Raw genomic sequence first — 13,905 nt, 5'->3', positions numbered from 1 at the left:
TCCGGAAGCGGTCAGTCCACCAGCCGCCGCAGCTGTACGAGCCCCACCCACGTCTCCGGCCCGGGCTCCACGTACGCCGCCCGCACCGCGTACCGCCCCGACGCCAGCCCGACCCGCAGCTGATCGGTCCGGTCGGTCTCCTTGCCCGGCCAGGCCGAGTCGAAGAGGATCACGTCGCCCGGTGTCTCCCACACCCTGTCCGCCTCCCACTCGGCTGCGGCGAGCGCGGCCGGGACACAGGCAAGGAGTTCGTCCTCGGAGTCGGCGGCACACCACCGTACGAAGGTGTCGTGCTCCGGCAGGAACGCGGTCGAGGCGGGTTCGTCACCGAGGACGAGAGCCGTGCTGTCACCGACGGGCACGAACCCGATGAGACCGTCCACTTCGCAGGCCCGGTCGTAGTCCGTCGACAACTCGTCGCCGTCGGCTCCCGCCCAGAACGGCAACACCGCTTCCGGCACCGCTATGAGCGGCCCACCGCCCGACTCCACCCACTCAACTGCCATGCGCAGCAACCTACACGCCGTGCGCGCCCGTAAATTCGCTGTCCCCCATCCGTCCCGGTAGGCCACTCTCGACTCCCATGAACGCCCGAACTCTCTTTCTCTCCCCACGCGTTACCGCGACCGGACACGCACTGGCCGACGCGGCACGTCGGCGCGGCATGGGCGTCGAGGTCCTGCGCGAGTGGCGGGTGGCGGAGGAGTGGCGGGCGGCCGAGGGCGCGACGCTGTACGCCGGTCCGCTGTTCGCGGACGTGGTGGCCGGCGAGCTGGGGCTCGGGCTGCTGGAGGCGGCGCCGGACTGGCTGGCCCGGCTGCCGTACGAACTCACGTGCAGGGAGATCGAGTTCAGCACCGTCGCCGAGGCGCGGCAGCTGCGGCGGCCCGCGTTCGTGAAGCCGCCCAACGACAAGAGCTTCCCCGCGCGCGTCTATCCGGACGGGAGCGGGCTACCGGGTCCCGACGCGGTCGACGACAGCACGCCGGTGCTGGTGAGCGACATCGTGACGTTCGCCGTGGAGTACCGGCTGTTCCTGCTCGACGGTGAAGTCCGCACCGGCAGCCGGTACTTGGCGCACGGTGAACTGGATGTCGTGCCGCTCGACGAGGACCCTCAGCGCGCGGAGGTGCTGGCCTTCGCAGAACGGCTGGCGTCCCAGCACCTGCCGAGCGCGGTCGTCGTGGACGTCGGTCTGCTGGCGGAGTGCTCGCAGTGGGCCGTCGTCGAGGCCAACGCCGCCTGGGCCAGCGGGCATTACGCCTGCGACCCGGATGCCGCCCTCGACGTCGTCCTGCACGCGGCCCGCCCGGACGGGGAGTTCGGCTCGGCGGACCGTGACTTCCTGCGGCCTCTGCCCGAAGTCGTACGGGACTGAAGCTCGTACGGGGACTGATTCTTGTACGGGACGGTGGCTCGTGCGGACTGCGGTCGGCGTTCGCTTCAGCAGCCGCAGTCCGCCGCGTCCACCGGAGCCGTCAGCGCGTCCGCGTCGCGGCGGTCCCGGCCCTCCCATGTCTCGTACTCGAAGCCCTCGCGCACCCAGTACTCGAAGCCGCCGAGCATCTCCTTGACCTGGTAGCCGAGTTGGGCGAGGGCCAGGGCGGCGCGGGTCGCTCCGTTGCAGCCGGGGCCCCAGCAGTACGTGACCACCGGGGTCGACTTGTCGAGCAGCTGTGCCGCCTGTGCGGGGATCAGGGCCGTCGGCAGGTGGAGGGCGCCCGGGATGTGGCCCTGGTCCCAGGACTCGGTGGAGCGTGAGTCGACGACGACGAAGCCGGGGTCGGCGTCGGCCGCGAGGGCGGCGGCCACGTCGGACACGTCGGCGTGGAAGGCGAGGCTCGCGGCGAAGTAGGCGGCGGCCTCGGCCGGGGCGGCCGGGGCGACGCGCAGGACTGGGTTGACGGCGGTCGTGGTGGTGCTCATGGTCTGGCCCTCCCTTGGCAGGAACTCTCGGCCGAGGTCCTTCACCCGGAAATCTACGGCCGGTGATCGGTTCACCTGAAGGTGTGATCCACGGCTGTTCTCTTGATCAGCCGGTGATTCCCCTGCTATTTCTCAGGCATGAGCACGTTTTCCCCGGACGCCACCGACTGGCGCATCCTCGATGTCCTCCAGCGTGACGGCCGCGCCAGTTTCGCCGAGCTGGCGCGTGCCGTCGCGATGTCCCCGAGCGCGGTCACCGAGCGGGTGCGACGGCTGGAGGAGGCCGGTGTCATCCAGGGGTACGCGGCGGTCGTCGACCCGGAGCGGCTCGGTCTGCCGATCGTCGCCTTCGTACGGCTCAGGTATCCGAACGGCAACTACAAGCCGTTCCACGACCTGGTCGCCGCGACGCCCGAGATCCTGGAGGCGCATCACGTGACGGGGGACGACTGCTTCGTCATCAAGGTCATCGCGCGTTCGATGCGGCACCTGGAGGAGGTGTCGGGAAAGATCGGCACGCTGGGCTCGGTGACGACGAGCGTCGTCTACTCGTCGCCGCTCCCCCGTCGCCCCGTCGGTCAGTGAGCGCCAGCGGCTGGTCTGGTATCCCGCCTCATCCGCCGCCCCGCTGTCTCACCACCGACCCCGATCTCCCCTTCTCCACCTCCAGTTGGGCGTGGATCCGCCGCCGCAGGTCCGGCACATGGCTGACGATGCCGACGCTGCGATCGCGTTCGCGCAGTGAGTCGAGGACGTCGAGGACCTCGTCGAGCGTCTGGTCGTCGAGGCTGCCGAAGCCCTCGTCGATGAAGAGGGTGTCGAGGCGGACCCCGCCGGCCTCGTCCGTCACGACGTCCGCGAGGCCGAGGGCGAGGGCGAGCGAGGCGAAGAACGTCTCGCCGCCGGACAGGGTCGCCGTGTCCCGCTCACGCCCGGTCCAGGCGTCGACGACATGCAGCCCGAGGCCGCTGCGGCCCCGCCCGGCCCGGTCGTCGGAGTGGACCAGGGTGTAGCGCCCGGACGACATGCGCAGCAGCCGTGCCGTCGCGGCGGCGGCCACCTGTTCCAGGCGGGCGGCGAGGACGTACGACTCCAGGCGCATCTTGCGTTCGTTGTCCGCCGAGGTGCCTGCGGTGAGGGTGGCGAGGCGGGCCACCCGGTCGTGGGCGGCACGAAGGGGTGCGAGCCGTCGTACCGCCGTGGCCGAGCGCGCGGACAGGCGGTCGAGTTCGCGGCAGCGGCTCGCGGCGGCGTCGCGCGCGGAGGCGGCCTCCCGCAGTCGCCGGGCCGCGGCCGAGGCGGCCTGTTCGGCGCCCGCGAGGTCGGCGGGCGGCTGCTGCGCGGCGGCCACGGTGTCGGGTTCGGCGAGGGCGGCCCGTACGGCGGCCTCCTCGGACTGCCAGGCGTCCAGCCGCTGTTGGAGTTCGCGGTGGGCCGCGTCGTCCAGCAGGGCGTCCGCCGCCGCCCGTGGCGTGTCGAACCCGGCGCGATAGGCGGCGTCGGCGAGACGGGCGTCGGCGTCCTTGAGGCGCTGGGCGGTGTCCTCGGCGGCGCGGACCGCCTCGGCCGTGTCGGTGAGCAGGGCAACCTGCCGTTCCAGTTGCCCGGCCCGCACGGCAACGCTCGCGGCGCCACCCCGGGCCTGCGCCAACTCCTCCTCCAGCGCGGCCCGTTCACTGTCCAGGGTGTCCCGGCGGGCGACCCTGGACGCCGTCCTGAGCGCCGCCTCCTGCTGGGCGGCGGTTCGGCGCTCGCGCTCCTGCTCGACCCGGCGCAGCTCCTCGTGCGCGGAGTGCAGCCCGGAGGCGCCTCGCCGGGCCTGTTCGTACCGCCGCTCCAACTCCCCGGCCTGCTCGGCGAGTTGTGCGGTGGGCGCGTCCCCGGCCTCGGCCGTGGCAGCGGCCAGTGCCTCGCGTACGAGGCCCAGTCGGCGTTCGTCCTCGGCGCGTCGCTCGTCGGCCCGCTGGTAGGCGGCGAGCGCCCGCTCCTCCGCCTCGCGGTCGACGTGCCCGGCGATCTTCCGTGCGGGCGCCGGGTGTTCGGTGGCCCCGCAGACGGCACAGGGTTCGCCGTCGCTCAGCTTGGCGGCCAGTTCGGCGGCGATGCCGTTCAGGCGCTGTTCCTTGAGGTCGAGCCAGTGCGCCCTGGCCTCCGTGGCTCGCTCGCGCGAGGCCAGTACATGGGTTTGCGTCTCGTCCGTGTCCCGGGCGAGCGCATCGCGCTGGCGTGCCGCACTGAGCCGGTTCTGGGCGGGTTCCCGCTGGACGGCGAGCTGTTCGGCCCGGGTGGCGGCCTCCTGCGCCGACTCGATACGGGTCTGGAGGTCCGCTCGGGTCGCCTCCCATCCGCCCAGCCAGTTCTCGGCGTCGTGCAGGACGTCCTCGTCGGCGCGTTCCTGACGGTCCAGGCCGGTGCGCTCGGCGATGAGCTGGGCCAGGCGCTGCTCGGCGCGGCGGGCGGATTCGAGTCCGCCCAGTTCCTCGGCGGCCCGGCGCGCGGCGGCGGCGAGTCCACCGGCGCCGGCGTCCGCGAAGGTGTCCGGCAGCAGGGCACGCGCGCGTGCCTCACCGTCGGCGGCGCGCCGGTGCTCGGCCTCGGCGGCCTCCCGCAGCTCCAGCGCGGGCGCCACCGCCTCGGCCTTGCGGGCCCGCTCCATCCACGCCCGGTCCGCCCGGTGCGTGTCCGCCCGTTCCTCCAGCCGCCCGGCCCGCTCCCGTGCCTCGGCGAACCGCCGCTGCAACCGGGCCACTTCGCGTACGTCGGCCAGCGCGCCGTCGGCCGCGACCTGCGCGGACTCGGCGGCGGCGCGGGCACAGTGGGCGATGGTGAGCCGCTCACGCGCGGTGGAGCGGGCGACGGCGGCGGCGCCCATGATGGCCTCGGCCAGCCCCGGTTCACCCGGCGCGAGGCCGGGCAGCTCCATGGCGTCACCGCCGGCCTGTTGCATCCGGTGGGCGTCGGCCAGCAACTCCGCGTCCCCGTCGCACACTTCGGCCTCGGCGGCGCGCCGGCGATCCGCGAGGCGCTTCTCGACCTCGGCGAAGCGATGCGTGTCGAAGAGACGGCCGAGCAGCTTGCCGCGGGCCTCGGCGTCGGCGCGCAGGAAGCGGGCGAAGTCGCCCTGGGGCAGCAGCACGACCTGGCAGAACTGCTCGCGGCTCATCCCGAGCAGCTGGGTGATCTCCTCGCCGATCTCCTGGTGGGAGCGGCTGAGGTCCTTCCAGGCACCGGCCGAGGCGTCGTACTCGCGCAGCCAGCTCTGCGCCTTCTCGACCGTCGTACCCGGACGCCCCTGCTTCTTGGGCCGCTCCCAGGGTGGCTGCCGAGTGAGCTCCAACCGGCGCCCGGCGACGGTCAGTTCGAGGGTGACTTCGGTCCGCGTGCCAGGCGCGGCATGATCGCTGCGCAGGGAACCACCCTGGCGGGCACCGGGCACCGAGCCGTACAGCGCGTAGCAGACGGCGTCCAGGATCGACGTCTTGCCCGCACCCGTCGGCCCGTGCAGCAGGAACAACCCGGCGGCGGACAACTCACCGAAGTCGACCTGCTGAGCACCCCCGAAGGGCCCAAAGGCCGCGATGTCCAGACGATGCAGCCTCACCGGACACCCTCCGCGTGCGAGTCGCTCTGCGAGTGGGCGCGACGCCGGTCGCCCCGGGCACGCTGGCCCGCGTCACGCCCCGCCCCGGCCCTGCGGCCTGAGAGGCAAGGGGCGCAGCCCCAGCCTCTCAGCGCCGCGGGGAACTGCGCGAGAAGCCCAACGGACCCGCACCCCGCGTGATACTCCGCACCGTAGCCAACGCCTCGGCCGGCGCCCCGACCCGCGCCGCAATCCGCCCCACCCCTACGACCCGAAAGGCCAGGGGCGCAGCCCCCGCCTTCCAGGGGCGCGGGGAACTGCGCGAGAAGCCCCACCAACCCGCACCCCACGTCGTACCCCGCACCATGACCAACGCCATGGCCGACGCCCCGACCCGCGTCGGGACCGTGGCCCCAACCCACACCGTTCCGCCCACTCAACGCACCCCGTGCCGACCTCACCGAGCCACCTCCCGCACCGTCTCGTCCACCCGCACCGCGTCGAACGCGTCCCGCAGTACGCCCCGTTCGTGCTCGTCCGCTTCCGCGCCCCGCACATGCAGGACGAAGTCCTCCGCGATCTCCTGGTCCTCGCGCCCCGCCAGGCGCCGCGCGTAGGTCACGTCCGGGTCGTCCGGTGAGCGATCCGGGTCGAAGGCGAGGCTCAAGGTGTGCGGGAACCGTTCCGAGAGGCGGGCCATGGGGTCGGCCGGGCGCACCGCGTCCGTCAGCGTCGCCTCGATCCACGCGTCCTCGTGGCGGGTGAGGTCCGGATCGGCGAGCAGTTCCTCCAGCGCCCCCCGAATACGGGCGAGCGGGCGCGGCACCGGGCAGTCGACGCGCTCCGCGGTGAGCGAGCGGTCGCCCGCCAGGTCGACCAGCCACATGCTCTTGCGGTGGTCGGCCTCCGAGAAGGAGTACGGCAGCGGGGAGCCCGAGTAGCGCACGCGCTCGGTGATGGTCTGGCAGCCGTGCAGATGGCCCAGTGCCACATAGTCGACGCCGTCGAACACCCCGGAGGGCACGGCGGCGACCCCTCCGACGGTGATGTCCCGCTCGCTGTCGCTGGCCTCGCCGCCGGTGACGAAGGCATGGGCGAGGACGACGGAACGGGTGCCCTCCGCGCGCGTGGCGAGGTCGGCGCGGACCCGGTCCATGGCGGCGGCGAGGACACTCTCGTGGCCGGCCTTCTCCAGCCCGAACTCGTCCTTGACCAGCGCCGGTTCGAGGTACGGCAGCCCGTAGAAGGCCACGTCCCCACCCCCGGAGGCATCCGGGAGGACCACCGGCGTCCCGGCGGCCGACGGGTCGGTGCGCAGATGGATGCCTGCGCGACCGATGAGCCCGGCACCGACGCCGAGACGGCGGGCCGAGTCGTGGTTGCCGGAGATCATCACCGTCGGCACCCCGAGGTCGGCGAGCCGGTGCAGGGCGTCGTCGAACAGCTCGACCGCGGCCAGCGGCGGCACCGCCCGGTCGTACACATCACCCGACACGACCACCGCGTCGACCTCGCGCTCCCGCGCGACGGTGACGAGATGGCCGATGAACTCGGCCTGCGCCCCGAGCATGTTCACCCGGTGGAAGGCGCGGCCGAGATGCCAGTCGGACGTGTGCAGCAGTCTCATGATCCCCGAAACTAACAGCCGGGTCTGACATCACGGGCGGTTACTCCCGTATCAGCCCGATGTGCGGCCCCCGAGGTCGTCGTGCCGCTCACGCGTCCCCGTACGCCTCTCCCCCGAGGGTGAACCCGGCCGTCCCCGCCGTCGCATCCGCCAGCCACGCCCTGAACGCCTCCACATCGGCGTCCGGCAGCCCGATCTCGATCGTGACGGCCTCCCCGTACCGCACATCGCGCACCTCGCGTCCAGTCGACCGCAGGTCGTTCTGGACCTTGCCGGCCCGCTGGTGATCGACGGTGACCGTGGCCAGCCGGAAGCGGCGGCGGGTGCGGGTGCCGAGCACGTCGAGGGCCTCGCCGACCGCTCCCCCGTACGCCCTGATCAGCCCGCCCGCGCCCAGCTTGACCCCGCCGTAGTACCGGGTGACGACGGCGACGACGTACCGCATGTCGCGGCGCAGCAGCATCTGGAGCATGGGCACGCCGGCCGTGCCGCCCGGTTCGCCGTCGTCGCTCGCCCGCTGGACGGAGGCGTCGGCGCCGATGACGTACGCGAAGCAGTTGTGCGTGGCGTCCGCGTGCTCCTTGCGGACGGCGGCGACGAACTCCTGGGCCTCCTGTTCGGTGGCCGCCGGGGCGAGGGCGCACAGGAAGCGGGAGCGGTTGACCTCGGTCTCGTGCACACCCGCGTGGGTCACTGTGCGGTACTCGTCCGGCATCCGGCCACCCTATGCGCACCGGGTGGGGTGGCCGGGGGTCAGTGGGGCTGCTTGCCGCGCGGCACGATCATGTCCGTGAGGAGGGCCGTGCCGGGCGCCAGGTCGTGCCAGCTCTCGCCGTGCCAGACCAGGACGGCGATCGCGGCGGTCGGGAACTTCGTCCGTACGTCGTCCAGCGCGTCGTCGAGCGCGTCCCCGGCCAGCTCCAGCACCAGTTCCTCCAGGCCGGGGTTGTGCCCGACCAGCAGCAACGTCTCGACGGTGGACGGGACTTCACGGACGACGGCCAGCAACTCCGGTACGTCGGCCCCGTACACCCGCGGATCGTGCCGGACCGGCGGCGGCGTGCCCCACTCGGCCGCCGCCAACTCCCAGGTACGGAGGGCGCGTTCGGCGGTGGAGCACAGGGCGAGGTCGGGCAGGCAGTCGGCCTCGGCGAGCGCGCGTCCGGCGGCGGGGGCGTCACGCAGTCCGCGCGGACCGAGGGGGCGGTCGTGGTCGTCGACGCCGGGCGGCCAGGCCGACTTGGCGTGCCGGAGGACGACCAGCCGGCGCAGCGGGCCCATGCCCCGGTGGGTGGTCACGGCAAGGTCCCGATGTCGCGGGTGAGTTCGAGGCCGAGGATGCGGTCGGCGTAGGCGTACGTCTCGAAGCGGGCGCCGTCCGGCAGCCCGTCGAGGGTCTCGACTCGGCGCAGGACGTCCAGTACGGCGGGCACGTCCAGGTCGTCCTCCCATGCGGCGCGCAGGTCGTGGCGTACGGCGTCGGGCACCGGCCGGGACGGCTGCCCGGCCCAGACGGCGACCGAGCGGCGCCAGTGCGCGAGCGTGCCGCCCGCTTCGGCCAGGGCGGCCGGGGTGAGCTGTACGGGCTCGGCGCGGGGGTGGGTGAGGAGGGCGAGGCGGAGGGTGGTGGGGTCGGTGTCCCCCGGGACGCTCACGGGGGCCGCGGAGTCGACCGGGGCGACGTCCAGGCGGATACCGCCCGTGGCCTGGTCGCCCAGGCTCACCACATGGAGCAGCTGGGCCTCCGCGAGTTCCGGTCCGACGTCACGCCGGTCCTCGAAGGGGCGGATACCGAGGGCCGCGGCGGTCGCGTGGAGTTCGGCCACCTGTTCCTCACCGGCCAGCACGGGCCAGGCGGGGGTGCCGCCGACCTCCAGGGCGCGGACGAGGACGTCGGCGACCAGGAGCACGCGGAGGGCGGTGGCGTCGAAGCCCCGCACATGCGCCTCGACGCGGGTCAGGGCCCTGCGGGCCGGGGCGGCGACGGCGGGCTCGCCGGTTCGGGCGTCGAGGATACGGAGCACGGTGCCGAGCGTAACGCTCCGCGGGTCCGGCGGTTCGTTTGGGCGTGGGTCGGGGGAGTTGTCGCGCGGTTCCTCGCGGCCCCTTTGCCGGTGGGTCGTTCGACTGCCGGCGAGTGGGGGCTTGTCGCGCAGTTCCCCGCGCCCCTGGGGGGCGCCCCTTCGGGCCTGCCTCCCAGGGGACGCCTCCACCGGGTGTCTTTGTCCCGGTGAGTGGGATCGAGAGCGGTTGCTCGATGGCTTTACGCGCAGCTTATTGATTGTACCGACCGTTAGGTCTACTTTACCGGCACCAACCCTCCCCACACCTCCAGAGTCAGAGCCGTGCTCTGGATCTCCGCTCACCCTTGGAAGGCCGCCCATGTCCCAGACAAAGACCGCTGCCCCAGAGGAACACGAGAGACCACTCTCGACCAGGCGCAACGTCCTCGTCGTCGTCGCGCTCGTGTGGACCGTCCAGTTGGTCGCGCTGATGGCCGCGCTGTCCGGAATCGCGCAGGCCGATGTCGCGATCCACTTCCGGACCACCGAAATCGCCTGGTTCACCCTGATGACCCTGCTGACCGGGACGTTCTTCCTGCCCTTCGCGGTCAAGGCCGCGGCGCTCTTCGGCAAGAAGAAGGTTCTGCTCGTCGCCACCGGGCTGGGCTTCGTCGGCGACCTGATCGCCGCCGTCGCCACCGACTACCGCACTCTGCTGATCGGGCGTGGCATCGCGGGCGTCTACGCGGCCACCGCCCCGCTCGCCTACGCGATCACCCGCGACGTGTTCCCCCGCCGCTGGGTCGGACTCGCCAGCGGCATCCTGGCCGGCGGTGTCGGCCTCGTCGCCTTCGGCGGGCCGTTCCTGTCCGGCTGGCTCCTGGACGACTACGGCTTCCGGGGCGTGCTGTGGTTCATGGCCATCAGCACCGCCGTGAGCTTCACGCTGGTCGCCGCATTCGTGCCCGAGAGCCCGGTCCGTGAGGCGGGCGGGCGGATGGACTGGCTCGGCGGCATCCTCCTCGGCGGCGGGATCACCGCGCTCGTCTACGCCGTCGGCCAGGGCTCGCACTGGGGCTGGGACAGCGGCAAGTTCGCCGCCTGGGTCGTCGGGGCGCTGATCACCCTGCTCGTCTTCGTCCTCGTCGAGCGGCGTGTCGCCGAACCGCTGTTCCCGCCGGCCATGACCAAGCGGCGCTCGGTGTGGAGCGTCCTGCTGGCCACGTCCATCGCGGCCGGCTCGCTCAGCGCCGTCGGCGTCGTGATCCAGTTGCTGATCCTGATGCCGAACATCCCCAACGTCTCCGAGGGCCTGGGCTGGTCCGGCACCCACAACGCCATCGTCACCAGTCCCATCAGCGCCATGATCATCGTGGCGGCCGTCGGCACCGGCTTCGTCGCCCGTCGGATGGACGCGCGGATCATCCTGGCCGTCGGCTCCGCGCTCAGCGTCATCGGCTACGGCATCGGCACCCAGCTGCACCACAGCGCTCCCCAGATCGTGGGGATGGGTGTCATCGCGGGCTTCGGCACGGGCGTGGTGATGGCCATCGTGCCCATCATGATCATCGAGGTGGTCACCCCCGAGGAACAGGCGCTGGCCAACGGGGCCCAGACCCTCGGCCAGGGCGTCGCACAGATCATCGTGTCCCAGCTGGCCTTCGTCGTGATGGCCCAGCACGGGGCGGTCATGCACGGCACCCAGTTCTACCTCGACACCGGCTTCACCAACGGTCTCTGGCTGGTCGTCGGCTGCTGTGCCGTGGGCACGCTGCTCGTCTCCCTGATCCCCAAGAGCAAGCGCCTCGACGAGGTCCAGGTCGGCCAGGCCGTCGCCTGACCACCCCTCGGGCCTCCTCGGCCCCCTCTGTCTCGACCCGCACCACACGGCACCGGCCCGCCCGCTTCCCCGAAGCGGCGGGCCGGTCCGGCGTTGGTCGAGGGGGCAAGGGCGAGGCGCGGCCGAGCACCGACCGCCCACCGACCTGCAATGCGCGTGCGGGAATGCGCATCACCGGTGCCCGCCGACCCGGACGGCGACCACGAGCCCGGCGACGTCACAGAGTGCCTGCGCCTTCCGTCCCGTGGCGGACGAGCCGCCCCCGCCCCTCCCCCTGAGCGGCCCGGACGGTGACGCGCCCCCGGCCCGGCAACACCCCGGGAAAGTCGTGCCCCACCGCATCGTCCACATCGCCGCCGCACAGCACTGGGCCCGACCCTCCGACGAGCTGCGACGACGCGTCGCTCATCGATGGATCGGGCCCACGGTCAGACCACAGCCGTACCGTCTGACCACCCTCGCGCCTACGAGGCCTCAGGCACCGAGAGGTGGCGGAACTGGTGCTTGAGGAAGGAGCCGGACCATCCCATCAGGTCGGACGGGACGTAGTAGCCCTTCTCGTCGTTGATGGTGTCCCAGTTCTTCGCGACGTCCTCGACGGTCGCCAGACCGTCCTCCTGGACGTACCCCTCGGTCGAGGCGATGAAGAGACGTGCGAAGCGGCCGGCCCCGGCGGTGTAGATCTCCCCGTTGACCGGGCAGCTCTCGTGGGCGAGGTACGCCACCATCGGCGCCACAGCGCCCGACGGCATGAACGGCTGACCGGGCACGGGCTGCGCGTCGTCCGGCTGCTCGCCCCCGCCCATCCGGGTCATCGCCGCCGGGGCGATCAGGTTGACCTTGATGTTGTGCGGCTCGCCGGCCAGCTTCGCGCTGCGGGCCAGACCGACCGTGCCCGCCTTCGCCGCCGCGTACGACAGGTTGTTGTCGAGCCCGAACATGCCGCTGGAGGTGGTCAGTACGACCCTGCCGTACCCCTGCTCCACGAAGTGCGGCCAGGCCGCCCGCAGCGTGTTGAAGGAGCCGACGAGGTGGACGTCGAGATGGCGCTCCAGGTTCTCCGCCTCGATCTCCGGCAGCCCGGCGTAGCGGACGATCCCGGCGTTGTTGACGAGGACGTCGATCCGGCCGAAGGCATTGATCGCGCTGTCGATGATCGCTTGGCCGCCGGCCGGTGTGGACACGTCGTTGGTGTCGGCCACCGCCTCGCCGCCCGCGGCCTCGATCTCCTCGACGACCGTCTGTGCGGGACCGATGTCCGCGCCGTCGCCCTCGATCGACCCGCCGAGGTCGTTGACGACGACCTTGGCGCCCCGCTCCGCCAGCAGACGGGCGTAGGCCCGGCCGAGACCGCGGCCCGCGCCCGTGACGACGGCGACGCGTCCTTCGAAGCTGAACTCGCTCATAGGTGACTCCTGTTGTGCTGGGGTTGAGGGACGGTCGCCGTCTGCCGGGTACTGCCAGGACTACCGGGTACTGCCAGGTCTGCCGGGTCCTACCAGGTGACCGGCAGCTCGCTGATGCCGAAGGCGAGCGCGTCGGCCGGACGGAAGTCCAGCTCGTCACGGTCGACGGCGAGGCGCAGGGTCGGGATACGACGGAAGAGCGTGCCGTAGACGACCTGGAGTTCGATGCGGGCCAGCTGCTGGCCGAGGCACTGGTGGATGCCCCAGCCGAAGGCGACATGGTGGCTCGCCTTGCGCGTGAGGTCGAGCTTCTCCGGGTCGGGGAACGCCTCCGGGTCCCAGTTCCCGGCGGGCAGCGCGGCGATGATTCCGTCGCCCGCCTTGATCTGCACACCCTCGAACTCGAAGTCCTCGGCGGCGATCCGGCGCTGCCCGAGCTGCGGAACGGTCAGATAGCGCAGGATCTCCTCGACCGCGTTCGCGACGGCCTTGGTGTCGTCGATCTCGCGCAGGGCCGCCAGCTGCTCGGGGTTCTCCAGCAGCAGCGCGGTACCCAGCGTGATCATGCTGGAGCTGGTCTCGTGACCGGCGATCAGCAGGATCATGGACAGCATGACGGCCTCGGGAAGAGTGAGATCGCCGTCCTTGATCCGCGCGGCGAAGTCCGAGAGGACGTCCTCGGCCGGCTCTTCCATCTTCTTCTGGAGCAGGTTGGCCAGGTAGCCGCCCAGCGCCGCGTTCGCCGTGTTCTGCTGCTCGACCGTCTTGTCGCTCCTGGTGGCCCACTGGGCGTGTTCCTGGAAGAAGTCGTGGTCCGAGTACGGCACACCGAGCAGCGCGCAGATCATCAGCGAGGGCAGCGACAGCGACAGGGCGGTCACCAGATCCACCGGCTTCGGGCCCGCGAGCATCTCGTCGATGAGTTCGTCGGTGAACTGCTGGATCTTCGGCCGCAGCGCCTCCATCCGGGGGCGCGTGAACGGGCGGGTCATCATGCGGCGGATACGCGTGTGGTCGGCGCCGTCCGCGTTGAAGATCGTGAGCGGGTGGTGGGGCGCGGACTCCGCCATGACGTGGTTCGGGTACGGGAATCCGGACTGCTTGTCGTCCGAGCTGACCCGGGGGTCGGACAGAATCGCGCGCTGCGCGGCATGGCCGGTGACCAGCCACGGGGTGCTGCCGTCCCAGATGCGGACCCGGGAGACCGGAGCCCTCTCGTTCAGGGCGCGCAGCCCGGGGGGCGGGGCGAAGGGGCACTTGGCGTCCCGGTCGTCCTGGTAGAAGTACGCCTGCTCGTCGGGGGCGAGCCGGGTCTCTGTCTCAGCCATGGATTCTCCTCAAGTGGTGGTGGGGGGAACGCACGCGGAACCGGGGACGCTCTCCGTCTCGGTCCCGACCTCGGTCTGTTTTCGGTCTGTCTCTCGGTCTATTCCTCGATGCGGATGGCGAGCGCGGGGCAGACCGCGGCGGCGTTGCGTACGTCCTCGGCCAGTTCTGCGGGCGGGTTCTCGTCCAGGAGGACG

The 13,905-nt window shown here is 72.1% G+C and carries 13 protein-coding genes; 3 read left to right on the top strand and 10 right to left on the bottom strand.

Annotation, left to right across the window (positions count from 1 at the left end; genetic code table 11):
• Nucleotides 1–11 precede the first annotated feature (11 nt).
• Nucleotides 12–506, bottom strand: coding sequence for an Imm21 family immunity protein (locus ACWDR4_RS36465; protein ID WP_450414839.1), 495 nt, complete (start codon nt 504–506; stop codon nt 12–14).
• 77 nt (nt 507–583) lie between these two features.
• Between ACWDR4_RS36465 and ACWDR4_RS36460 the strand changes: the two genes are divergently transcribed.
• Nucleotides 584–1,378, top strand: a complete 795-nt coding sequence (locus ACWDR4_RS36460) for an ATP-grasp domain-containing protein (RefSeq protein WP_450414838.1) — start codon at nt 584–586, stop codon at nt 1,376–1,378.
• Between the two features lie 65 nt (nt 1,379–1,443).
• On the opposite strand, the gene ACWDR4_RS36455 is transcribed toward ACWDR4_RS36460, so the two are convergent.
• Nucleotides 1,444–1,926 carry a rhodanese-like domain-containing protein gene (locus tag ACWDR4_RS36455; RefSeq protein WP_450414837.1) on the bottom strand — a complete coding sequence of 161 codons (483 nt, stop codon included), beginning with the start codon at nt 1,924–1,926 and terminating at the stop codon, nt 1,444–1,446.
• A gap of 138 nt (nt 1,927–2,064) precedes the next feature.
• Here ACWDR4_RS36455 and ACWDR4_RS36450 point away from each other — a divergent pair, with 138 nt between their 5' ends.
• Nucleotides 2,065–2,511 carry an Lrp/AsnC family transcriptional regulator gene (locus tag ACWDR4_RS36450; protein ID WP_450414835.1) on the top strand — a complete coding sequence of 149 codons (447 nt, stop codon included), beginning with the start codon at nt 2,065–2,067 and terminating at the stop codon, nt 2,509–2,511.
• Nucleotides 2,512–2,539: 28 nt separating this feature from the next.
• Here ACWDR4_RS36450 and ACWDR4_RS36445 read toward each other — a convergent pair whose 3' ends face one another.
• The 5 genes from ACWDR4_RS36445 to ACWDR4_RS36425 form a co-directional block, all read right to left on the bottom strand.
• Nucleotides 2,540–5,527, bottom strand: a complete 2,988-nt coding sequence (locus tag ACWDR4_RS36445; RefSeq protein ID WP_450414833.1) for an AAA family ATPase — start codon at nt 5,525–5,527, stop codon at nt 2,540–2,542.
• Nucleotides 5,528–5,963: 436 nt separating this feature from the next.
• Nucleotides 5,964–7,133, bottom strand: coding sequence for an exonuclease SbcCD subunit D (locus ACWDR4_RS36440; RefSeq protein ID WP_450414832.1), 1,170 nt, complete (start codon nt 7,131–7,133; stop codon nt 5,964–5,966).
• An 88-nt stretch (nt 7,134–7,221) separates the two neighbouring features.
• Nucleotides 7,222–7,848 carry a YigZ family protein gene (locus ACWDR4_RS36435; protein WP_450414830.1) on the bottom strand — a complete coding sequence of 209 codons (627 nt, stop codon included), beginning with the start codon at nt 7,846–7,848 and terminating at the stop codon, nt 7,222–7,224.
• 38 nt (nt 7,849–7,886) lie between these two features.
• Complete coding sequence (locus ACWDR4_RS36430; protein ID WP_450414919.1) at nt 7,887–8,414, bottom strand: SixA phosphatase family protein; 528 nt, start codon at nt 8,412–8,414, stop codon at nt 7,887–7,889.
• Nucleotides 8,415–8,428: 14 nt separating this feature from the next.
• On the bottom strand, nt 8,429–9,157 hold the full coding sequence (locus ACWDR4_RS36425; protein ID WP_450414829.1) for a hypothetical protein: 729 nt from the start codon (nt 9,155–9,157) through the stop codon (nt 8,429–8,431).
• Nucleotides 9,158–9,515: 358 nt separating this feature from the next.
• On the opposite strand from ACWDR4_RS36425, the gene ACWDR4_RS36420 reads away from it, so the two are divergent.
• Entirely contained in the window at nt 9,516–10,976 is a 1,461-nt protein-coding gene (locus ACWDR4_RS36420; RefSeq protein WP_450414827.1) for an MFS transporter, read from the top strand.
• A gap of 464 nt (nt 10,977–11,440) precedes the next feature.
• Here ACWDR4_RS36420 and ACWDR4_RS36415 read toward each other — a convergent pair whose 3' ends face one another.
• The 3 genes from ACWDR4_RS36415 to ACWDR4_RS36405 all read right to left on the bottom strand — a co-directional run.
• A complete protein-coding gene (locus tag ACWDR4_RS36415) occupies nt 11,441–12,382 on the bottom strand; it encodes an SDR family NAD(P)-dependent oxidoreductase (protein WP_450414825.1) in 942 nt (313 codons plus the stop codon).
• 89 nt (nt 12,383–12,471) lie between these two features.
• The gene (locus ACWDR4_RS36410; protein WP_450414824.1) at nt 12,472–13,710 is read right to left on the bottom strand and encodes a cytochrome P450; all 1,239 of its coding nucleotides are present in this window, start codon (nt 13,708–13,710) and stop codon (nt 12,472–12,474) included.
• A 98-nt stretch (nt 13,711–13,808) separates the two neighbouring features.
• The coding region (locus tag ACWDR4_RS36405) for a ferredoxin (protein ID WP_450414918.1) at nt 13,809–13,905 on the bottom strand (97 nt) is incomplete at its 5' end.

The organism is Streptomyces sp. NPDC000878, assembly GCF_053599695.1.
Note: the sequence above shows the minus strand (reverse complement) of the source record. Positions and strands in the feature narration are given on the sequence as shown.